Below are 20,834 nucleotides of genomic sequence, written 5' to 3' on the forward strand. Positions count from 1 at the left end.
AGCCGTCACACGCCCGCGCACACGCCGGGGGTGTTGCGTCGTCCTCATCAGGCGTCCGGGACGGTCCGGGCGCCGCTCACGACGAGGTGGCTCGAGATGATGACGGTGATCGGTGGCCCGGTGCAGGCCGGCCCGACGGCTCCGGACTGGGGCGCGGTGAAGGACAAGCACCGTGCGATGTGGGCGCTGGGGGACTACCCGGCCCTGGCGGCCGAGGTGATCGCGGACCTCGGGCCGGCCCTGGTCGAGGCGCTGGGCGTCCGGCCCGGGGAGCGGGTGCTCGACGTCGCGGCCGGCTCCGGCAACGCGGCGGTCCCCGCGGCGCTCGCGGGCGCGCAGGTGGTGGCGTCCGACCTGACGCCGGCCCTGCTGGCGGCGGGGGAGCGGGTGGCCCGCGAGCGGGGCGCGACGCTCGACTGGCAGGAGGCCGATGCGGAGGACCTGCCGTACGCCGACGGGTCGTTCGACGTGGTGATGTCGTGCGTCGGCGTGATGTTCGCGCCGCGGCACGAGGCCGCCGCGGCCGAGCTGACCCGCGTGTGCCGCCCCGGCGGACGCATCGGGCTGATCGCCTGGACGCCGGGCGGGTTCATCGGGCAGATGTTCGCCACGATGAAGCCGTACGCCCCGCCGCCGCCCGCCGGCGCGCAGCCCCCGCCGCTGTGGGGTGACGAGCAGCACGTGCGGGACCTGCTCGGGGACCGCGTGCAGGACGTGCGGGTGGAGCGCCGCACCGTCCGCGTCGAGCTGTTCGCGACGCCGGAGGAGTTCCGGGACTACTTCGCGAGCCGCTACGGCCCGACGATCGCGGTCTACCGGGCGGTCGCCGACGACCCGGAGCGGGGCGCGGCCCTCGACCAGGCGCTCGTCGAGCTGGCGCGCCGGTTCGACCTCGCCGCACCGGGGCAGCCGCTGGTGCTGGACTGGGAGTACCTGCTCGTCACCGCCCTGCGGAGCGACGCCGGGCAGTCTTGACGCAGCGAGGGGCGGGCGGCAGTGTGATGAGCGTCACAGCGCCGTCCGCCCGTCGATGCAGGAGCACGCCATGCCCACGCGCCTCAACCCGTACCTCGGCTTCCGCGACAACGCGCGGGACGCGATGGAGTTCTACCAGTCGGTGTTCGGCGGGGAGCTGACCGTCAGCACGTTCGGCGACTTCCAGGCCAGTGAGGACCCGGCCGAGAAGGACAAGGTCATGCACTCCCAGCTCGAGACGGCGGCCGGCCTCGTCCTCATGGCCGCCGACACCCCGAACGCGATGGCGTACACGCCGGGGGACAACTTCTCGGTCTCGCTCAGCGGCGGGCCGGACTCCGACGCCGAGCTGCACGGCTACTGGGACAAGCTCGCCGACGGCGGCACGGTCGTCGAGCCGCTGGCCGTCGCGCCGTGGGGCGACGCCTTCGGCATGGTGACCGACAGGTTCGGCGTGACCTGGCTGGTCAACATCGCGGGGAACGCCGCCTAGGCCCCGCGGCCCGTCCCCGGGCGCACGAGGGGACGCGGGAGGTGACCTCCGGCATCACCCTGCTCGGCCCGCCCGGCGTCCGGCGGGCCGGGGTGGACGTGCCGGGGCCGCGGGGCAGCAAGGCGTGGCTGCTGCTCGCGTACCTGGTGCTGGCGGGGCGTCCCGTCCCGCGCAGCCGCCTCGCGGGGCTGCTCGTCGAGGAGGCCGACGACCCCGGCGCCGCGCTGCGGTGGAACCTCTCCCAGCTCCGTCGCACGCTCGACGGCGTCGCGGGGCTCGGCGGCGACCCGCTCGTGCTCCGGCTGGAGCCCGGCACCGTGGTCGACGTGCCGGTGCTGACCTCCGGGGCGTGGGCCGAGGCGCTCGCGCTGCCCGGCTTCGGCGGGGCGCTGCTGGAGGGTGTCACGCCCCGGGGGAGCGCCGCGCTGGAGCTGTGGCTCGCCGCCGAGCGGGAGCGGGTCGCCGGGCTGACCGCCGCGATCCTGCACGAGGCCGCGCACAGCCGGCTCGCCCGCGGCGACGTCGCGTCCGCGGTCGCCCTGGCCGGGCGGCTGGTGGCCGCGGAGCCGCTCGCGGAGCGCGGGCACGAGCTGTGGGTGCGGGCGCTGGTCGCGGCCGGCGACACCGCGGCGGCCGAGCGCCGGGCGGCCGAGTGCCGGGCGCTGTTCCGGCGGGAGCTGGGGACGGACCCCTCGCCGAGCCTCGCGGCGGCGCTGCGGCCCCGGCCCGCCCCGGCGCCCGCGCGCTCGCCCGCGGCGGTCGACGCGGCGGTCGAGGGCGGCGACGGCGCGGCGCACGTCGGCGCCTACGAGCGGTCGATCGACCTGCTGCGCTCGGCGGTGGAGGGCGCGCGGGCCCTCGGCGACGAGCCGCGCCTCGCCACCGCCCTGGGCGCGCTCGGGCGGGTGCTCGTGCACGGGGTGCGGGGCAGCGACGAGGAGGCGATGACGGTCCTGCACGAGGCGATCGTCGTCGCCCGGCGCACCGGGTCCTCCGGGGTCGCCGCCCGGGCGGCCCTCGAGCTCGGCCACGTCGAGACGCTGCGGGGCCGGTACCCGCGGGCCGACATGTGGTTCGGCCGGGCCGTCCGGCTCGGGGGCGACGACCCCCGCCTGCGGGCCTGGGTCGGGGTGTTCGCCGGCATCGGCCGCACCGACCAGGGCGACTACCGGGGCTCCGCGTCGACGCTGGACGCGGCGGTCGCGGACGCGCGGGAGGCCGCCGACCTCCGGGCCGAGGCGTACGCGCTGACCGCGCTCGGCCGCCTGCGGGTGCTCCGCGACGAGCGGGACGCGGCGCTGGTCGCCCTGGACCGGGCGTGCGCCGTCGCCCAGGACCTGGGCTGGACGTCGTTCCTGCCGTTCCCGCGGTCGCAGCGCGCCGAGGTGCTGCTGCGCTCCGGGGACCTCGACGCGGCCGGGGCTGCCCTGGAGGGCGCCTACGCGCTGGCGTGCCAGGTCGGCGACCCCTGCTGGGAGAGCTACGCCGTGCGGGGCCGCGGGCTGCTGGCGGCCGCGCGCGGGGACGACGCCGCCGCGCTGGACCTGCTCACCGAGGCGCCGACCGTCTGCGGCCGGCAGCGCGACGCCCACGACTGGGTCCAGGCGTACTGCCTCGACGCGCTGTGCGGGTTCGCGGTGCCGCGCGGGCTGCCGAGCGCCGCCGGCTGGGTCGAGGACCTGGAGGCGTTCGCCGCGCGGCGGGGGATGCGCGAGCTGGTGGTCCGGGCGGCGCTGCACCGCGCCGCCCTGGGCCAGGCCGGCGCGCAGGAGCACGCCGACGCGCTGGCCGCGGGGATCGACAACCCGGCCCTGCGCGCGCGGCTCAGTCCCGCGCCCGCAGCTCCCGCTTGAACCCGACGTGCGACGCCGTGAAGCCCAGCCGCTCGTAGAACGCGTGCGCACCGGTCCGGGCCCGGTCGGAGGTCAGCTGCACGAGCGCCGCGTGGCGCCGGACGCCCTCGGCGCACGCCCACGTGATCATGGCGCGCCCGACGCCCCGGCCGCGCTCGCTCGCCGCGACCCGCACCGCCTCGATCTGCAGGCGCTCGGCGCCGCCGCGGCTCAGGCTCACCAGGGACGAGAGCTGCAGGGTGCCGACCACCCGGCCGTCGCGCTCGGCCACCAGCAGCAGGTCGTGCGGGTCGGAGTCGATCCGCTGGAAGGCCCGGGCGTACGCCGCGGCGTGCTCGGGCCCGGCGGAGTCGCCGCGCGCCGCCGCGAGCTCGTCGTCGGCGAGCACGGCGACCAGCCCGGGCAGGTCCTCGGCCGTGGCCCGGCGCAGCACGACCGGGCCGGACGGCAGCGCGACGGTGGTCGGCAGGTCGGGCGGCAGGTCGGGCGGCGAGGGGAGGGCGGGCGGTCCCGGCGAGCCGGCGCCCGCGTCAGTCATCGAGCTCGTCCAGCAGGCCACCGCCGACCCAGTCGTCGATCGCGGCCTCGTCGGCCTCGGTGAGCTCCATGCGGGCGCCGCGGCACAGCCCGACGACGTTGTCCGCCCACGCCTCGGCGACGTCCTCGGCCGTGACGGTGTCGTCGAGCTCGAGCCCGACGTACAGCACGCCCGACAGGACGAAGTTGACCGTGGACTTCCCGACCGCGGCGCCCTCCTTCTGGCAGGCGTCGCGGACCCGCCGCGCGGTGGCGGCGCGCTCGAACGGGTGCGCGCGCACGTCGTCGGCGATGGCGGTCAGCAGGACGCGGTAGTTCTCCTTGCTCAGCCCCGGCGTGTCGGTCACGGAGATGACCTGCCGCTGCAGCGCCGTCGGGTCCGTGCCCACCGCGGCGGCGCCGGGCAGGTCGGCCTCCCCGAACCGCTTCGGGTCCCAGACGTAGCCCGGCGACGGGCGCGCGGACACACCGAGCTCCGGGACGGCCTGCGCGAGCCACGGCAGGAAGCCGCCCGCGCCCGCCCAGCGGGTCGACGGCAGCGTGGGGTCGGCCTTCTGCGCGGCCGTCGCGACGGCGCCCGTCGGCACGGGGCGGTCGGCGGAACGCACCCGCTGCAGGACCGCGCGGCGGGCGGCCAGCGAGCCGGGGGAGGACAGCGCGGCCGCCTGCTCCTCGCGGCGGCCGGACCGGGCGTGGTCGCCGGCGGTCGGGGCCGAGGCGGGGGCGTCCGCCGACGCGGCGGGCGTCGCGGCTGGTGCGGGGACGTCGGCCACGTCCGGGGTGTCGGACCCGGGTGCGGCCGCGTCGCCGACGGTCACGAGCTCGGCCAGGTCGTCGGCGGTGATGACGGAGTCCGCCACCGCGCGGTACGCGCTCGCGGCGGGGCTCGCCGTGATGATCGTGACGCGGCGGTCGGCCGCGCGGCAGCGCTGCACCAGGGGGGTGAAGTCGGCGTCGGCGGACACGATGAGGAACTCGTCGTACCGGGTGTCGGCGTCCAGCGCGTCCACGGCGTCGAGCACCAGGTTGATGTCCGCGCTGCTCTTGCCCTGCTGCGTCAGCGACGGGCAGTCGACGACCTGGAAGCCGGCGCGCGTGAAGTTCGGGCGGTACCGGGAGAACACCGACGGGTTGAGGTAGCAGGCCCGCACGAGGAACCGCCGGGTGAAGTCCCCGTCGGCGTCGGTGCCGGACTCGAGCTCCCCGAGCCAGTGCCCCGGGTCGGTGGCGAACGCCTCCGCGGCGTCGGGGTCCAGACGGCGCAGGCCGATGTAGACGTTGTCGAAGTCGACGAACATCGCGGCGCGCAGGCGTCGTCCGGTGTCGAGGCGGTCGGGGACGAGGTCGGTGCTCACGTGCCCATCTTGCCCGGTCCGGCGTCCGGGCCGCCCGCGGGGGCGCTCGTACACTGTCCCGGTGCCGAGCGGACCCGGGGTGATGACCAGTGGACGTCCGTGACCTCCTGGCCGACCCGGGGCTCGGGCTGAGCGTCGTCGCCGCCGAGCCGGACGCCCTCGACCGGCCCGTGACCGCCGCCTACATCACCGACCTGCCGGACCCGTCGCGGTTCCTCTCGACGGGCGACGTGGTGCTGACCTCCGGCCTGTGGCTGGACCGTCCGGACGGCGCGGCGACGTTCCTCGGCGCGCTCGCGCAGCAGAACGTCGCGGCGCTGATCATCGGGCTGATCGAGATCGGCGTGATCCCGGACGAGGTGATCGCGACCTGCCGCGCCCGCGGGCTGACGCTGCTGACCGTGTCGCCCGGGGTCTCGTTCCGGCAGATCGCGGACGAGATCGCGGCGCGCCAGCCCGGGTCGGCCACCGGCCTGGCGACCCGCACCATGCGGTTCAGCCGCCGGATCGCCGACACCGTGTCGCGCGGCGGTGGCGTGGCGGAGCTGCTCGCCCAGCTCGGCGCCGAGTTCTCGATCGGCTGCTGGGTGATCGACGAGACGGGCGTGCTGCTCGCGTCGGCGGGTGCGGCGCCCGACCGCGCCCAGGTCGCCGCGCAGTGGAACGCCGTCATCGCCCGCGACGACCGGCGGGTCATCGTGCAGGGCGACCAGGGACCGGCGACGATCACCCGCACGGGGGCCCGCGACCGGTCCGGGTTCTTCGGCTGCTGGGGCGACCACCGGTCGTTCTCCGACGAGGTGACGCTCGCGATGGACGCCCTGGTCGGGGCGCTGCGGGTCGAGATGGAGCTCGCGGGCCGGTGGCGCGAGACCCGCGACGCCCAGGTCGCCTCCCTGGTGACGGCCATCCGGGACCAGGAGGCGTCGCCCGGCGCCATCTCCGCCCGGATGCGGCTGGAGGGCCTGGGACCGCAGGACGAGACCACGATCGTCGCCGCCCGGGTCGACGACCCGCGGTTCCCGCTGCCCGCGGTGCTGGAGATGCTGCAGCGCACCCTGTCCGCCCGCGGTCACCGGGTGATGGGCTGCCGGTCGGGCGACCTCGCGGTGCTGCTGGTCAACGGCCCCGGCGACGACGACCGGCCGCTCGAGGAGCAGCTCACCGAGGAGCACCACCTGCTGCTCGCCGGGCGCCAGCTGCGCGTCGGGATGAGCGACCCCGTCAGCGGGGTCAGCCGGCTGAACTCGGGGATCGCCACCGCGGTGGAGCGCGTGCAGAACGCGTCCGGGTCCGGGCCCGTGGTCGTGTCGACGGCCCTGCACGTGCAGACCCACCGGGCGCTGCTGCGGATGCTGGGCGAGAGCACCCGGTCCGGGTACGCCCAGGAGGTGCTGGCGCCGCTGCTGTCCTACGACGAGCGGCACAACGCCGACCTGGTCGGGACGCTGCGGGCGTTCCTGGACGGCGGGGGCGCGTGGCAGGAGACCGCCCGGCAGCTGCACCTGCACACCAACACGCTGCGGTACCGGATCGCGCGGATCGAGGAGCTCACGCACCGGGACATGAGCACGATGGCCGACCGCGTCGACCTGTTCCTGGCGATGACCTGCCTGGACGAGACGGACTGACCCTCCAGGAGCCGGCCGCGAGGTCGTCACATCCGCACGAGGTCGTCCCGCAGGACTGGCGACCTCGTGCACGTGTGACGACCTCGAGGGGCCGGCGCGCGCGTCGGCGCGCCGGGGTCAGGCGAAGCGGAGGGTCGGGATGCCGTAGGCGACGGGGTCCGGGACGCGGAGCATCGCCGGGGCGAGGACCTCCTCGAGCAGCACCTCGACCGTGTAGTGCGCCTCGGCGCCGAGCAGGTGCCCGGCGAAGCCGGCGGCGGCCGCGTTCTTGACGCCGACGGCCAGGTGCACGTGCGGGAGCGCGGACTGCGACGCCTCGTCCCACAGGATCGTCCCGCTGCCGATGCCCTCGGTGTACGTCACGGTGACCTCGTGCGGGAGCGGGGGCTCCTGGTCGGTGACGGGGGAGTCGGCGGCGATGAACCGGACGCTGCGGAACGCCCCGGAGAACACCGGCACGAAGCCCTGCCGGATGCCGTGCTGCCGGCAGGCGTCGGCGAGGCAGCCGAGCACGTCGTCGCCGGGCTCCAGGACGACCGCGACCCGGCGGCCGGTGGTGACCTCGCTGCTGCGCACGTCAGGCCGCGCCGACGGGGTCGAGCGCCAGCGGGGGCACGGCGGCGCCCACCGACTCGGCGTACGCGCGGACCTCGGCGAGCAGCGCGGCCTTCGCGTCGTCCGGCAGGAACGAGGAGACGACCGCGTTCGCCGCGAGCACCCCCAGGTCGTCCTGCGTGACCGTGCCGGCGGCGTGCAGCGCGCGGACGGCGTCGTCCAGGTACCCGCCGAAGTACGCCGGGTCGTCCGAGTGCACCGACGCGCGCAGGCCCTCGTCGAGCATGACGGCGATCGGGTGGTCGGCGAGGTCCGGTCCGGCGGTGCGCAGCGCGACGTTGGACAGCGGGCACACGGTCAGCGGCGTGCGGGTCTCGCGCAGGTGCGCGACCAGCTCCACGTCCTCCAGCGCCCGGTTGCCGTGGTCGATCCGCTCGGCGCCGAGGACGTCCAGGGCCTCCCAGACGTAGTCCGGCCCGCCCTCCTCGCCGGCGTGCGCGACGCGGCGCAGGCCCTCGGCGGCGGCGCGCTCGTACACGTCCCGGAACAGCGACGGCGGGAACCCGACCTCGCTGGAGTCCAGCCCGACGCCGAGCAGGTGCTCGCGGTACGGCAGGACGTCCTCGAGGGCGGCCATCGCGGCGTCCGGCCCGAGGTGCCGCAGGAAGCACACGATCAGCCCGCCGGACATGCCGTGCCGCTCGCGGGCGCCGGCCAGCGCGGCGGACAGCCCGAGCAGCACGTCCGCGACGGGCACGCCCCGCTCCGTGTGGCTCTGCGGGTCGACGAACACCTCCGCGTGCCGGACGCCCGCGGCGGCGGCGCGGTCCAGGTAGCGGGCGCCGAGGTCGTGGAAGTCCTGGCGGGTGCGCAGCACGTCGAGGTTCGCGTAGTAGAGGTCCAGGAACTCCTGCAGGTCGCGGAACGGCGCGCTCCGGTCCATCCGCGCCGCCCCCTCGGGCACCGGCAGGCCGTTGCGCGTCGCGAGCGCGCGGATGAGGTCGGCGTCGAGCGTGCCCTCGATGTGCACGTGCAGCTCGGCCGTCGGCCACATGCCCCGCTCCTCCTCGTCGTCGGCGTCGCGCGGACAGGGGGTCCGGCGCCGTCCCGGAAGCCAACCACAGGGCCCCGGCCAGCATCTTCGTGCGATCGACCAACGACGGCCGCCGCGCCCGCGCCCCGGGCCTGGGCGATCCGCCGGGCCGCCGCGGTGCCGCACCCGTCGTGTGACGTCCGTGTGACGCGCTCGGGCGGTCGCACAACGGACCGCACCGTCCGGGGCGGGGGAGTTCGGAGGATCCCACATGGCGACGGCGGCGGCGGGCCCTGTGGGATGGAGGGCGTCGCCGCACCGCCGGCGCACCCTCCCCCCTGGCACCGCAGCCACCCGATGCCCCGGGTGGCCGCACGACGTGATCGAGGTTGACGTGACCCGCACCATCACGACCCCGCGCCCCCGGCGCCGCACCGCCGGCCTGGTCGCCGCGGTGACCGCCGCCGGCCTGCTGCTCAGCGCGTGCTCCGGCTCCTCCTCCGACGAGGGCACGGCCGCGGCCGGCGGGGGCGAGGACTCCTTCGACGCGATCAGCGTCCAGCTGTCCTGGCTGAAGAACCAGCAGTTCGCGGGGGAGTACGTCGCGGCGGAGGACGGCCTGTACACGGACGCCGGCTTCGACGACGTGACGCTGACCGCGGGCGGGTCGTCCGCCACGAGCGCCGAGGCCGCCGTCGCCACCGGCCAGGCCTTCGTCGGCATCTCCTCGCCGCTCATCACGGCTCCCGCGATCCAGGGGGGCGCGGAGCTGAAGATCATCGGGTCGACCTACCAGCGCAACCCGTTCGCGCTGATCTCCGCGGCCTCGGCGCCGATCGAGGGCCCGGAGGACCTCGCGGGCGCGACCATCGCGGTCTCCGACTCGAACACCCTGGTGTGGAACGCGTTCCTCGCGGCGAACGAGATCGACCCCGCCGACGTCACGACGGTCCCGCTGTCCGACACCTCGATGCTCACGACCGGCCAGGTCGACGGCTACATCGGCTACACCACGTCCGGTGCCTCCGCGCTGGTGCAGGCCGGGTTCGACGCGACCGAGTTCCTGCTCGCCGACGAGGGGCTGCCGATGGTCGGCGAGGTGCTCGTCACCAGCCAGGAGGCGATCGACGAGCAGCCGGAGGCCGTCAAGGCGTTCCTGCTCGCGACGGTCCAGGGCTGGCAGGGGGCGCTGGCCGACCCGGAGCGCGCGGTCGACCTGACGGTGAACACCTACGGCAAGGACCAGCAGTACGACCTGGACGCCACGACGCTGGCGTTCGACCGCCAGGCGGAGCTGATCGCGACCGACGAGACGGCGACGAACGGCATCCTCACCGTCAGCGACGAGCTGCAGGAGGGCACCATCGCCTCCCTCGGCTACGCCGGCATCGACATCGCGGCGCAGGACCTGTTCGACCTCTCCCTCCTGGACGAGGTGTACGCCGAGAACCCGGACCTGCTGTCGTGACGTCCCCCCAGTCCGCGCCCGTCCCCGTGCAGCCGGCTCCCTCGGCCGCGGGGGCGGGCGCGCCCACGTCCCCGTCCGCCGCGCGGCCGGGCATCGAGATCTCCGGGCTGGACAAGGAGTTCCGCTCGGGGCGCCGCACCGTCACCGCGCTGGAGGACGTGAGCCTGTCCACGCCCCGCGGGTCGTTCCTGTCGCTGCTGGGCCCGTCCGGCTGCGGCAAGTCGACCATCCTGCGCATCCTCGCCGGGCTCGAGACGCCGTCGGCGGGCACGGTCGCGGTCAACGGCACCCCGGTGGCCCCGGGCCGGCGCGCCGACGGCATGGGCATCGCGTTCCAGGACCCGGCCCTGCTGCCGTGGCGCTCCGTGCAGAAGAACATCCGGCTGCCGCTGGAGATCCAGGGCCGCAAGGACGACGGCATCGTCGACGAGCTGATCGAGCTCGTCGGCCTGACCGGGTTCGAGAAGTCGCGGCCCGCGCACCTGTCCGGCGGCATGCGGCAGCGCGCGTCCATCGCCCGGGCGCTCGCCGTCCGGCCGGACTTCCTGCTGCTCGACGAGCCGTTCGGCGCGCTCGACGACATGACGCGCCAGCGCCTGAACTTCGAGCTGCAGCGCATCTGGACGGAGCGGTCCGCGACGACGCTCATGGTCACGCACGGCATCGCCGAGGCGGCGCTGCTGTCCGACGTGGTCGCCGTGATGTCCGCGCGCCCGGGCCGGATCGTCGAGCTCGTCGACATCCCGTTCGAGCGCCCGCGCACGCCCGAGATGATGCGGACCCCGGAGTTCCACGCGATCGTCGACCACCTGTCCGGGCTGCTGTTCTCGGACGCCCGGCGGTGAGCGTGCTCGCGCCCGCCCGCCGCGCGCTGGCCCGCCCGTGGGTCGGCGGCACCGTCGGCATCGTCCTGCTCCTGGCCCTGTGGTGGGCGATGACGGCGAACCTGGAGAACAGCACCTCGTTCCCGTCGCCGGTCGACGTCGCGCGCTCCGCGGCGGATGACGGCTGGTCGTTCTACGGCCCGAACGTCAGCCCGACGCTGGCCCGCGCCGCGCAGGGCTACCTGTGGGGCAATCTCGCCGGTCTGGCGCTCGCGGCCGTCGTGCTCGTGGTGCCGCGGCTGGAGGAGGTCGTCACCCAGCTCGGCGTCATCAGCTCCTGCCTGCCGGTCACCGCGATCGGCCCGATCGTCATGGTCATCTTCGGCGGCCGCGCCGCGGCGATCTTCCTCGGCGCGCTGCTCGTGTTCTTCACCACGCTGGTGGGGGCCATCCTCGGGATGCGCTCCGCCAGCCGCAGCTCGCTGGACCTGGTGGCCGCGTACGGCGGCGGCCGGTGGACGCGGATCCGCAAGGTCCAGCTCATGTCGGCGCTGCCGGCGATCGTCACCGCCCTGCAGGTGGCGATCCCGGCAGCGCTGCTCGGCGCCGTCGTCGGGGAGTACCTCGGCGGCATCGACTCGGGGATCGGCGTGGCGCTCAACGCGGCGCAGCGCCAGGTCCAGCCGGACCGGGTCTGGGCGCTGAGCATCCTCGCCGGGCTGATCTCGCTCGGCGGCTACGCGCTGGTCGGGCTGCTCGGCCGGCTCGTGACACCGTGGGCGCAGGAGCGGCGCGCATGACCGGCACCTGGGGGTTCGTCGCCCGGCGCGCGGGCACGCTGCTGCTCGCGGTGGTCGTCGCGATCGGTGTGTGGGTCGCGGTGCTCGAGGTGTTCGACGTCAGCGACCTGGTCGGCAAGCGGCCGTGGCAGGTGCTCGACTACGTCGTCACCGGCGAGGGCGCCGCGGAGCACCGGGCGACCATCGCGGCCGACCTGGTGGTGACGCTGCGGGACGCCGGCATCGGCTACCTGGTCGGCCTGGCCGCGGCGTTCGTGCTGGCCGTGGTGTTCTGCGTCTCGCCGGTGCTGGAGCGGATCGTCATGCCGACCGCGATGGTGCTGCGGTCCATCCCGCTGGTCGTGCTGACCCCGCTGATCACGCTGATCTTCGGGATCGGGCAGACCGGCGTCACCGCGATCGTCATCATCGTCGTGTTCCTGCCGGCGCTCGCGAACATCCTGTACGGCCTGCGCAGCGTCTCCGGGGAGCACCGCGACCTCGTGCTGGCCTACGGCGGCTCCGCCTGGACCGTGCTGCGCAAGGTGGCCCTGCCCGCGGCCGTGCCGTCGACGCTGGCCTCCGCCCGGATCGCCGTCCCGTCCGCGGTGACCGGCGCGATGATCGCCGAGTGGCTCTCCACCGGCAAGGGGCTGGGCGGCGCGATCTCCCGGGCGGCCGGGTCGTTCGGGTACGACGCGATGTGGGCGTCGGCGATCACGGTCGCGGCGGTGACGATGCTCGCCTACGCCGTCGTCAGCATCGCGGACACCCTCGTGCAGGACCGGATGGGCCGGCTGTCGTGACCGGCCCCGTGACGCTCGTCCTGCGCGGCGGCACCGTCGTCGACGGGACGGGCGCGGACCCGGTCGTCGCGGACGTGGCGGTCGCGGGGGACCGGGTGCACGCGGTGGGCCGGGACCTGCCCGCCGGGGACGCGCGGGTGCTGGACGTCGGCGGCCTGGTCGTCGCCCCGGGGTTCGTCGACGCGCACACGCACTCCGACGTCGTGCCGTTCATGACGGAGCCGCAGCCGTTCAAGGTGCTGCAGGGCGTCACCACGGAGGTGGTCGGCAACTGCGGCAACTCCGCCGCCCCGCTGGTGGACGAGCGCGCGGTCGACCTGCACCGCCCGATCTCCAGCACCGTGGCCGCCGGCGTCGGCTCGTGGCCGCGGACGTTCGGCGAGTACCTGGACGCCGTCGAGCGCCACGGGCCCACCACGCACGTCGCGTCGCTGGTCGGCCACAGCACCCTGCGGATCAGTGCGAACGGCATGGCCGAGCCGCTGGCGCCCGGTGCGCTGGACCGGATGGTCGCGCTCGCCGAGGCGGCGTTCGCCGACGGGGCCTTCGGGCTGTCCAGCGGCCTGATCTACGCCCCGGGCGTGTACGCCGGCGCCGACGAGGTCGCCGCGCTGGCCGCCGTCGCGGCGCGCTGGGGCCGGCCGTACGCGACGCACCTGCGCGACGAGGGCGACGGCCTGGCCGCCTCGCTCGCCGAGACGTTCGACGTCGCCCGGCGCACCGGCGTGCGGGTGCAGGTGTCGCACTGCAAGGCCGCGGGCCGCCGGAACCACGGCCGGGCGGCCGAGCTGCTGGCCGCGCTGCACGCCGCGCGCGACGAGGGCATCGACGTGCACGGCGACCAGTACCCGTACACGACGGGGGAGAGCTTCCTCACCGCGCTGCTGCCGGCCGAGGCGCAGGTGGGCGGCCGCGACGCGCTGGCCCGCCGGCTCTCCGACCCCGCCGCCCGCGCGTCGCTGCGGGACCGCGCGCTGGCCGGCGGCCCCGGCTCCGGGTCGTGGACGCAGACCACCCCCGAGGGCGTCCTGGTCAGCATGCACACCGACTCCCGGCTGCTGGGCGCCAGCGTCGCGCAGGTCGCCGCCGAGCGCGGCGTCGGCGTCTGGGACGCGCTGTGCGACCTGGTGCTCGCCGACCCGGGCGCGATGATGGTCTACGAGCTCATGGCCGAGGCGGACGTCCGCACGATCCTCGCGGACCCGCTGATCGGCATCGGCTCGGACAACTCCGTGCCGGTCGGCAACGCCCACCAGCGCGGGTGGGGCTGCTTCCCGACGGTGCTCGGGCGGTACGTCCGCGACCTCGGCGTCCTCGACCTCCCGGAGGCGGTCCGCAAGATGACCTCGCTCACCGCCGACGCCCTCGGCCTGCCGGGGCGCGGGCGCCTGGTGCCCGGGGCCGTCGCCGACCTCGCCGTGCTGGACCCGGCCACGGTCGGGCACGCCGGGACGCCGCAGCGGCCGTGGGTGCGGCCGACCGGGGTCCGCTGGACGGTGCTCGCCGGGGTGGTCGTCGTCGAGGACGGGGAGTTCACCGGGGTGCGCGCGGGGCGGGTGCTGCGCGCGGGACGGCCGGAGCCGCGCGGCGCGAGCGGCGCGGTCGGCGTGGGCGGGGCGGCGGCGTGAGCGGGCAGGACCCCGGCGCGGACGCGTCCGTGGACGCCCTCGAGCTGCCGGTGATGCTGCTGCACGACGCGGCGGTCGACCACAACGTCCGCGTCATGGCGGAGTGGTGCCGCGCCGCCGGCGTGCAGCTCGCCCCGCACGCCAAGACCCACATGTCCCGCGAGCTCGTGCGCCGGCAGGCGGACGCCGGGGCCTGGGGCTTCACCGCCGCGACGCCCGCGCAGGTCCGGACGCTCGCCGGGTGGGGCGTCGCCCGGGTCCTGCACGCGAACGTGCTGGTCGACCGCGCCGCGATCGCGTGGGTAGCGACGCACCTGCTGACCGCGGACGCGGCGACCGAGTACCTCTGCTACGTCGACAGCGACGCCGGGCTCGACCTGCTGGAGGCGGAGCTGGCACGGCACCGCCCGGCCCGTCCGCTGCCGGTGCTGGTCGAGCTCGGCTTCCCCGGCGGCCGCACCGGCGTGCGGGACGACGTCGCGGCGCTCGCGCTCGCGCGCCGCGTGGCCCGGTCCGCGCACGTGCGGCTCGCGGGCGTGTCCGCGTTCGAGGGCCTCATGCCGGCCGGCGACGACCCCGGCGCTCCGGACGGTGCCGTCGAGCTGCTCGCCCGCGTCCGGGCGCTCGTCACCGCGGTGACCGACGAGGGCCTCGTCGCGGGCGTGCCGGTGGTCACCGCCGGCGGCTCCTCGTACTTCGACCTCGTCGCCCGGGAGCTCGGGCCGGCGCAGTGGGACCGGCCCGTCACGACCGTGCTGCGGTCCGGCTGCTACGTCACCCACGACCACGGCGTCTACCGCCGGACGTCCCCGCTCGGCGCCGACCGCGGCACCGGCACGCTGCGCCCCGCGTTCGAGCTGCGGGCCAGCGTGCTGTCCGTCCCGGAGGAGGGACGGGCGGTCGTCGGGTTCGGCCGCCGCGAGGCACCCACGGACGACCGGCTCCCGGTCGTGCTCGGGGCGGTGGGGTCCGAGGCCCGCGACCTCGACGTGTGGGGCTGGGAGGTCACCGGCGTCAACGACCACCACGCGTTCCTGTCCGTGCCGCCGGGCGTCGCCCCGACGCTCCGCCCCGGGACCGTCCTGCGGTTCGGGATCAGCCACCCGTGCGGCGCGTTCGACCGGTGGCGGCGCATCCCGCTCGTCGACGGCGACCGGGTCGTCGGGTCGATCACCCCCGCGCTCTGACCGCGCTCCCGTCCGCGCACCCGCCCCCTGCCCCTGCTCACGAAGGACTCCCGCATGACCGACACCGCAGCGCCCGAGCACCTCCTCGACGGCATCCCGCTCTGGGACGGCGAGCTGGAGGTCGGGCCCGCGCGGCTCACGTGGTCCGGCGACCGCATCGTCGCGGTCGACCCGGCTCCGCTCCGGCACGACGGGCTCAGCGTGATCCCCGGCCTGGTCGACACGCACGTGCACCTCGGCTACCCGGCGGGCGCGCCGGCGGCGGACCCGTCCGCGTGGCCGATCCTCACCCCGCCGGAGGAGCGGTCCCTGCACGTCGCGGCCAACGCCCTGCGGTGCGCTCGCGCGGGCGTGACCACGCTCCGCGACCTCGCCGCCGACTCGGTGCAGCTCGCGGTGGGCCGCGCGTTCGACGCGGGCATCCTCGCCGGCCCGCGCCTGCTGTCCCACGGGCAGGTCGGGATGACCGCCGGGCACGGCGACCTGTTCGTGCCGCCGCACTACCCGCACCGCCCGCCGACCGCCGACAGCCCCGACGAGTGCCGCAAGCTGGTCCGGGTCTGGGCCCGCTCGGGCGCCGCGGGCGTGAAGATCTACACCTCCGGCGGCGTGCTCTCCATGGGCGACAAGGTCGGCTGGCGGAACCAGACGCGCGAGGAGATCCGCACCACCGTCGACGAGGCCCACGCGCTGGGGATGCTCGTCGCGGCGCACACGCACAGCGCGGAGGGGCTCGACATCGCGCTCGAGGAGGGCGTCGACTCCATCGAGCACGGCACCGGCATCGCGGAGCGGCACCTCGCGACGCTCGTGGAGCGGGACATCCCCGTCGCCCCGACGCTGCTGATCAACGACATCATCGCGGAGGCCCGCCGCCCGGTCTCCGCCGAGGCGCAGGCCAAGGCCCGCGACGTCGTCGCCCTCCGGGACGCCGGGTTCGCCCGGGCCGCGCAGGCCGGGGTGCGGTTCGTGCTCGGCACCGACGCCTCCGGGCAGTTCGTCGGCTTCGGGGACCAGATGGAGGAGGTCCGCGAGATGGCCGCGATGTTCGGGTGGACGCCCGCGCGGGCCCTGGCCGCCGCCACCTCCGACGCCGCCGACGCGATCCGCATGGGGTCGGTGACCGGGCGGCTCCGCGCGGGGCTCGGCAGCGACTTCGTGGTGCTGCGCGGGCGGCCGTGGGAGGACGTGTCGGCGCTGCGGGTCGAGAACATCGTCGCGGTGGTGTCGCGCGGGGTGGTCGTGGCGGGCGCGCTGCCCGCGTGAGGCGGCTTCGCTCCCCGGGTGTGGCACCCCGGGAGCAGGGCACGATGGCGGACGTGCCCGCCCGCAGACCCCGCGCCGCCGTCCTCGCCGTCCTCCTGCTCGCGAGCGCCGCGGGGCTCGCCGCGTGCGGCCCGGGCGGGTCCGACGACGCGGCCACCACGCCGACCCCCGCGCACACCCCCGCGCCGACGCCGTCGCCCACCCCGACGCCCACGCCGACCCCCACCGGGGCGGCGCTCCCGACGGTCCGGCTCGACGCCGGCGCCGTCGCCGACGGCGCCGCGGCGGCCGTGTCCGGCGAGGGGCCCGCGCTGGTGAGCGTCCGCCGGGAGGGCGAGCTCGGCGTCGTCGCGCACCTCGACTGCTCCGCGTGCACGGGCGAGGTCGTCGTCACGGCCGAGGGCCGCGGCGACCCGTGGGGCGCGGGGACGGCGCCGCTCAGCGGGTCGTACCTCGTCGACGTCTTCCGCGACTCCGAGCCGAAGCAGACGCTCGTCGTGCAGGCGCAGGGCCCGTGGACGATGCGGCTGGAGAGCTGGAACGACCTCCCCCCGGTGACCGGCGTCCAGCAGGGCTCCGGGTCGACGGTGCTGCTCGTCGGGGACACGGCGAGCGCGGTCCGGGTGGACTACACCCCGGCGGGGCCGGGCGACGACCTGCTGGCGCGCGTGTTCTCCGCGGTGGAGGTCGAGGACACCTGGAGCCCGGCCTCCCTCCTGTTCGGGGACGACGTGGCGTTCAGCGAGACGGCCGACGTCCCGATGCCCGGGATCGTCGCCCTGTCGACGAACGGGTCGTGGACGGTCACACCGGTGCCCTGACCTGACGCCGGTGCCGAGGGGGGTGCGTCCCGCCGCCCGCCGCGCCAGGCTGGGGGCAGGACGGTGGCGCTCGGGAAGAGGGTGGGCACGGTGCGGGACAGCTACGACTACGTGATCGTCGGGGCCGGCATGGCGGGTGACGCGGCCGCGCGGGGGATCCGCGAGGTCGACGCGGACGGGACCGTCGCGGTGGTCGGCCGGGAGCCCACGGCGCCCGTGACGCGCCCGGCCCTGACGAAGGACCTGTGGAACGACCCGGGGTTCACCTTCGACCAGGTGTGGCTGCGGACGGGCGAGGACACCGGGGCCGACATGGTCCTCGGCGAGTCGGTCGTCGGGATCGACCGCGCGGCCCGCACCGTCACGACCGACGCCGGCGTGACGCTCCGCTACGGCGCCCTGCTGCTGGCGACGGGCGGCCGGCCGCGGCACGTCGACGGGGTGGACGACTCCGGCCGCGTCATCTACTACCGCACCGTCCGGGACTACGAGCGGCTGCGGGACCTCGCGGGGGGTGGGCGGCACGTGGTGGTGGTCGGCGGCGGCTACATCGGGACGGAGCTCGCGGCGGCGCTCGTGCGGAACGACACCCGCGTCACCCTGGTGCTGCCGCAGGACACCCTCACGTCGGCGTCGTTCCCGGGCGGTCTCGCGCGGCACCTGGACCGGGTGTACGAGGACGCCGGGGTGACGCTGCTGCGCGGGGCGCGGGTGGCGTCCACGGTGTCGGGGGCGGACGGCGTCACGGTCGTGCTCACGGACGGCCGGGAGGTCGCCGCGGACGGGGTGGTCCTGGGCACCGGCATCGTCGTCGAGACGGAGGTGGCACGCGCTGCCGGCCTGGACGTGGACGACGGCGTCGTCGTGGACGAGCAGCTGCGGACCTCCGACCCGCACGTGTGGGCCGCCGGGGACGTCGCCCGGTACCCGGACCGCATCCTCGGGCGGCGGCGGGTCGAGCACGTGGACAACGCGACCTCGATGGGCCGGCAGGCGGGCCGGAACCTGGCCGGGGCGGGGGAGGCGTACGACCACACGCCGTTCTTCTACTCGGACCTGTTCGACGCGGGGTACGAGGCGGTCGGCACCCTGGACGCGTCGCTGACGACGGTCGAGGACTGGCACGAGGACGACTTCGGCGCGGGCGTCGTCTACTACGTCGACGCGGACCGCGTGGCCGGCGTGCTGCTGTGGAACGTGTGGGACGCGACCGACAGGGCGCGCGAGGTGGTCGACCACCAGCGGGACGTCCGGCCGGAGGCGCTGCGCGGCCTGATCCGCTGAGGCGGCCCCGGCGGGCCGCGCACCCGTCCGGGCGATCTGCCGGACGGGTGAGGTCGTGGCATCGTGGGTGCACGAGGTACCCGACCCCCCGGAGGTGCCGCATGCCGCTGTCGCTCGTCACCGCCGTGCGCTCCGTCGCGGGCCCGCACCGGTCGCGCAACGAGGACTCGGCGGGTGCCGCCCCGGCGTTCGCCTTCGTCGCCGACGGCGTGGGCGGGCACGCGGGCGGCGACGTGGCGTCCTGGACCGTGGCGCACCGCGTGACGTCGGCGCTGGCCGCGGTGGACGGGCCGGCGCTCGGGGTCGACGAGCTGCGCGCCGCCGTGGCGGTCGCGAACGCGGACCTCGCACGCAGGGTGCGCCGGGAGCCGGAGCTCGAGGGCATGGCCACGACCTTCACCGGCGTGTTCTGCGGCGCCGACGCCGTCCGGGTCGTGCACATCGGGGACTCGCGGGCGTACCTGCTCCGGGACGGCGACGCGCGGCGGGTCACGCGCGACGACTCCCTCGTCCAGCTGCTCCTGGAGGCCGGGGTGATCGACCCCGCGGAGGCCCCGCAGCACCCCCGCCGCAACGTGATCCTGCACTGCCTTGCCGGCGACACCGCCGACCCGGCGCACGTCACGGTGCTGGAGGTCGACGCCCGGCCCGGCGACCGCTGGCTGATGGCGACCGACGGGCTCACCGACTACCTGCCGGAGGACCGCGTGCTCGAGCTGCTCGCGTCGCAGGACGGGCCGGACGGGGCCGCGGACGCGCTGGTCGAGGCGGCGATGGACGCGGACGCGTGGGACAACGTGAGCGTGGTGGTCGCGGACGTCGTCGTCGCCGAGGGCTCCGCGTCGACGCGGGAGGCCCGGCTGGCCGGCGCCGCCGCGGACGACTCGCGCGGGGTGGTGCTGGACCCGACGGCCTGAGCGGCCCGGCGTCCCGTCTGCCCGGCGTCCCGTCTGCCCGGCGCAGATCTGCCGAGGGCAGACCGGACGGCGTCCGCCGCCGCCCGCGGTGCGAGCGTGCAGGGACCAGCCCACCCCAGGAGGTCCCCGTGCCGTTCCCCTCACCCACCGCCCGCACCGCGGCACCGCCCGTCACCCGGCCGTTCGACGACGACCTGGCGGCGCGGCTGCTGCACCAGCGCATCGTCGTGCTCGGCCAGGAGGTCGACGACGCGGTCGCGAACCGCGTGTGCGCCCAGCTGCTGCTGCTGTCCGCGGAGGACCCGCGCCGCGACATCGCGCTGTACATCAACTCGCCGGGCGGCTCGGTCAGCGCCGCCCTGGCGATGTACGACACGATGCGCCTGATCCCCAACGACGTCGCGACCCTCGCCATGGGGCTGGCCGCCAGCGCGGGTCAGTTCCTGCTCAGCGCGGGCACGCCCGGCAAGCGGAACGTCATGGCGCACGCCCGGGTGCTCATGCACCAGCCGTCCGGCGGCATCGGCGGCACCGCGGTGGACATCGCGATCCAGGCGCAGAACATGGCGCACACCAAGCGCACCATGCAGCAGCTGATCGCCGAGCACACCGGCCAGAGCGTCGAGACGATCGAGCGCGACTCCGACCGGGACCGGTGGTTCACCGCGCAGGAGGCCCTCGCGTACGGGTTCGTCGACCGGGTGGTGGAGCACCTGGACGACGTGCGCCCCGACGCGTCGCAGCGGCGGGCGGGCCTGTGATGGCCGGCCAGTACACCGTCCCGGTGGTCGTCGAGCAGCGGCCGAACGGCGAGCGCGCGTCCGACGTGTTCTCCCGGCTGCTGAGCGACCGGATCGTGTTCATCGGCACGGAGATCGACGACGGCGTCGCGAACGTCGTGATCGCGCAGCTGCTGCACCTGCAGCAGGAGGACCCCGACAAGCCGATCCACCTGTACCTGAACTCGCCCGGCGGCTCGGTGACCGCGCTCCTCGCGATCTACGACACGATGCGGTACATCCGCCCGGACGTCGCGACGTTCTGCCTGGGTCAGGCGGCGTCCGCGGCAGCGGTGCTGCTCGCGGCGGGCACGGCGGGCCAGCGGCACGTCCTGGAGCACGCCCGGGTGCTGCTGCACCAGCCGTCGGGCGGGGCGCAGGGCACCGCGGCCGACCTCGAGCTCCAGGCCGCGGAGATCCTGCGGCTGCGGGCGCAGGTCGACGAGATCCTCGCCGCGCACACCGGACGCAGTCTGGAGCAGCTGCGCGCCGACACCGACCGCGATCTGGTGCTCACGGCGCAGCAGGCCGTGGCCTACGGCATCGCGGACACGGTGGTCACGACGATCAAGCGGCCGGAGGCCCCGGCCGCCGCCTGAGTGCTCCGAGTGGAGACTTCTGCCCGACTCGCGCGGCGTGTCCG

20 protein-coding genes are annotated in these 20,834 nt (G+C 76.0%); 16 read left to right on the forward strand and 4 right to left on the reverse strand.

Translation table 11 applies throughout. The features are described 5' to 3' along the window. The first annotated feature begins 96 nt into the window (after positions 1-96). The 3 genes from KJP73_RS02500 (at position 97) to KJP73_RS02510 (ending at position 3,321) form a co-directional block, all read left to right on the forward strand. Complete coding sequence (locus KJP73_RS02500; RefSeq protein ID WP_283770208.1) at positions 97-975, forward strand: class I SAM-dependent methyltransferase; 879 nt, start codon at positions 97-99, stop codon at positions 973-975. Positions 976-1,045: 70 nt separating this feature from the next. Further along, positions 1,046-1,468, forward strand: coding sequence for a VOC family protein (locus tag KJP73_RS02505; protein WP_213281184.1), 423 nt, complete (start codon positions 1,046-1,048; stop codon positions 1,466-1,468). Positions 1,469-1,509: 41 nt separating this feature from the next. Beyond that, complete coding sequence (locus tag KJP73_RS02510; protein WP_213281185.1) at positions 1,510-3,321, forward strand: AfsR/SARP family transcriptional regulator; 1,812 nt, start codon at positions 1,510-1,512, stop codon at positions 3,319-3,321. Here the strand turns inward: KJP73_RS02510 and KJP73_RS02515 are convergent. Next, complete coding sequence (locus tag KJP73_RS02515) at positions 3,293-3,859, reverse strand: GNAT family N-acetyltransferase (RefSeq protein WP_213281186.1); 567 nt, start codon at positions 3,857-3,859, stop codon at positions 3,293-3,295. The two genes, KJP73_RS02510 and KJP73_RS02515, sit on opposite strands and share 29 nt — an antisense overlap. Further along, positions 3,852-5,213 carry an NYN domain-containing protein gene (locus KJP73_RS02520; protein WP_213281187.1) on the reverse strand — a complete coding sequence of 454 codons (1,362 nt, stop codon included), beginning with the start codon at positions 5,211-5,213 and terminating at the stop codon, positions 3,852-3,854. Before KJP73_RS02520 ends, KJP73_RS02515 begins: the two co-directional genes overlap by 8 nt. 89 nt (positions 5,214-5,302) lie before the next feature. On the opposite strand from KJP73_RS02520, the gene KJP73_RS02525 reads away from it, so the two are divergent. Continuing rightward, on the forward strand, positions 5,303-6,844 hold the full coding sequence (locus tag KJP73_RS02525; RefSeq protein WP_213281188.1) for a PucR family transcriptional regulator: 1,542 nt from the start codon (positions 5,303-5,305) through the stop codon (positions 6,842-6,844). Positions 6,845-6,961: 117 nt separating this feature from the next. On the opposite strand, the gene KJP73_RS02530 is transcribed toward KJP73_RS02525, so the two are convergent. Both KJP73_RS02530 and add read right to left on the reverse strand, forming a co-directional pair. Beyond that, a complete protein-coding gene (locus KJP73_RS02530; protein ID WP_213281189.1) occupies positions 6,962-7,420 on the reverse strand; it encodes a PPC domain-containing DNA-binding protein in 459 nt (152 codons plus the stop codon). 1 nt (position 7,421) lies between these two features. Further along, a complete protein-coding gene (add, locus tag KJP73_RS02535; protein ID WP_213281190.1) occupies positions 7,422-8,453 on the reverse strand; it encodes an adenosine deaminase in 1,032 nt (343 codons plus the stop codon). 373 nt (positions 8,454-8,826) lie between these two features. Here add and KJP73_RS02540 point away from each other — a divergent pair, with 373 nt between their 5' ends. From KJP73_RS02540 to KJP73_RS02595, 12 genes are all read left to right on the forward strand, one after another. Further along, positions 8,827-9,900: an ABC transporter substrate-binding protein gene (locus KJP73_RS02540; RefSeq protein ID WP_213281191.1), complete on the forward strand. Its 1,074-nt coding sequence runs from the start codon at positions 8,827-8,829 to the stop codon at positions 9,898-9,900. Further along, entirely contained in the window at positions 9,897-10,745 is an 849-nt protein-coding gene (locus KJP73_RS02545; RefSeq protein ID WP_433995139.1) for an ABC transporter ATP-binding protein, read from the forward strand. The genes KJP73_RS02540 and KJP73_RS02545 overlap by 4 nt, the downstream gene beginning before the upstream one ends. Next, positions 10,742-11,524 carry an ABC transporter permease gene (locus tag KJP73_RS02550; protein WP_249669034.1) on the forward strand — a complete coding sequence of 261 codons (783 nt, stop codon included), beginning with the start codon at positions 10,742-10,744 and terminating at the stop codon, positions 11,522-11,524. Before KJP73_RS02545 ends, KJP73_RS02550 begins: the two co-directional genes overlap by 4 nt. Then, positions 11,521-12,309, forward strand: coding sequence for an ABC transporter permease (locus KJP73_RS02555; protein WP_213281192.1), 789 nt, complete (start codon positions 11,521-11,523; stop codon positions 12,307-12,309). Before KJP73_RS02550 ends, KJP73_RS02555 begins: the two co-directional genes overlap by 4 nt. Then, positions 12,306-13,937, forward strand: coding sequence for an N-acyl-D-amino-acid deacylase family protein (locus KJP73_RS02560; RefSeq protein ID WP_213281193.1), 1,632 nt, complete (start codon positions 12,306-12,308; stop codon positions 13,935-13,937). The genes KJP73_RS02555 and KJP73_RS02560 overlap by 4 nt, the downstream gene beginning before the upstream one ends. Continuing rightward, entirely contained in the window at positions 13,934-15,124 is a 1,191-nt protein-coding gene (locus tag KJP73_RS02565) for an alanine racemase (protein WP_249669035.1), read from the forward strand. Before KJP73_RS02560 ends, KJP73_RS02565 begins: the two co-directional genes overlap by 4 nt. 54 nt (positions 15,125-15,178) lie before the next feature. Beyond that, a complete protein-coding gene (locus KJP73_RS02570; protein ID WP_213281194.1) occupies positions 15,179-16,390 on the forward strand; it encodes an amidohydrolase family protein in 1,212 nt (403 codons plus the stop codon). Positions 16,391-16,443: 53 nt separating this feature from the next. Then, positions 16,444-17,211 (forward strand): hypothetical protein, encoded by a 768-nt coding sequence (locus KJP73_RS02575; RefSeq protein WP_213281195.1) that lies wholly within the window; start codon positions 16,444-16,446, stop codon positions 17,209-17,211. 90 nt (positions 17,212-17,301) lie between these two features. Then, positions 17,302-18,495 (forward strand): NAD(P)/FAD-dependent oxidoreductase, encoded by a 1,194-nt coding sequence (locus KJP73_RS02580; RefSeq protein WP_249669036.1) that lies wholly within the window; start codon positions 17,302-17,304, stop codon positions 18,493-18,495. Between the two features lie 101 nt (positions 18,496-18,596). Next, positions 18,597-19,412 (forward strand): PP2C family protein-serine/threonine phosphatase, encoded by an 816-nt coding sequence (locus KJP73_RS02585; protein ID WP_213281196.1) that lies wholly within the window; start codon positions 18,597-18,599, stop codon positions 19,410-19,412. Between the two features lie 128 nt (positions 19,413-19,540). After that, complete coding sequence (locus KJP73_RS02590; RefSeq protein ID WP_213281197.1) at positions 19,541-20,173, forward strand: ClpP family protease; 633 nt, start codon at positions 19,541-19,543, stop codon at positions 20,171-20,173. Beyond that, entirely contained in the window at positions 20,173-20,790 is a 618-nt protein-coding gene (locus KJP73_RS02595; protein WP_213281198.1) for a ClpP family protease, read from the forward strand. The genes KJP73_RS02590 and KJP73_RS02595 overlap by 1 nt, the downstream gene beginning before the upstream one ends. Positions 20,791-20,834: the final 44 nt, after the last annotated feature.

The organism is Cellulomonas hominis (genome assembly GCF_901521055.1).
GTDB lineage: Bacteria > Actinomycetota > Actinomycetes > Actinomycetales > Cellulomonadaceae > Cellulomonas > Cellulomonas endometrii.

Bases quoted from the DNA above. Each gene is read 5' to 3' on its own strand.
- KJP73_RS02500 (WP_283770208.1), top strand. From the start codon at position 97: ATGATGACGGTGATCGGTGGCCCGGTGCAGGCCGGCCCGACGGCTCCG.
- KJP73_RS02505 (WP_213281184.1), top strand. From the start codon at position 1,046: ATGCCCACGCGCCTCAACCCGTACCTCGGCTTCCGCGACAACGCGCGG.
- KJP73_RS02515 (WP_213281186.1), bottom strand. From the start codon at position 3,859: ATGACTGACGCGGGCGCCGGCTCGCCGGGACCGCCCGCCCTCCCCTCG.
- add (WP_213281190.1), bottom strand. From the start codon at position 8,453: ATGTGGCCGACGGCCGAGCTGCACGTGCACATCGAGGGCACGCTCGAC.
- KJP73_RS02555 (WP_213281192.1), top strand. From the start codon at position 11,521: ATGACCGGCACCTGGGGGTTCGTCGCCCGGCGCGCGGGCACGCTGCTG.
- KJP73_RS02570 (WP_213281194.1), top strand. From the start codon at position 15,179: ATGACCGACACCGCAGCGCCCGAGCACCTCCTCGACGGCATCCCGCTC.
- KJP73_RS02585 (WP_213281196.1), top strand. From the start codon at position 18,597: ATGCCGCTGTCGCTCGTCACCGCCGTGCGCTCCGTCGCGGGCCCGCAC.
- KJP73_RS02595 (WP_213281198.1), top strand. From the start codon at position 20,173: ATGGCCGGCCAGTACACCGTCCCGGTGGTCGTCGAGCAGCGGCCGAAC.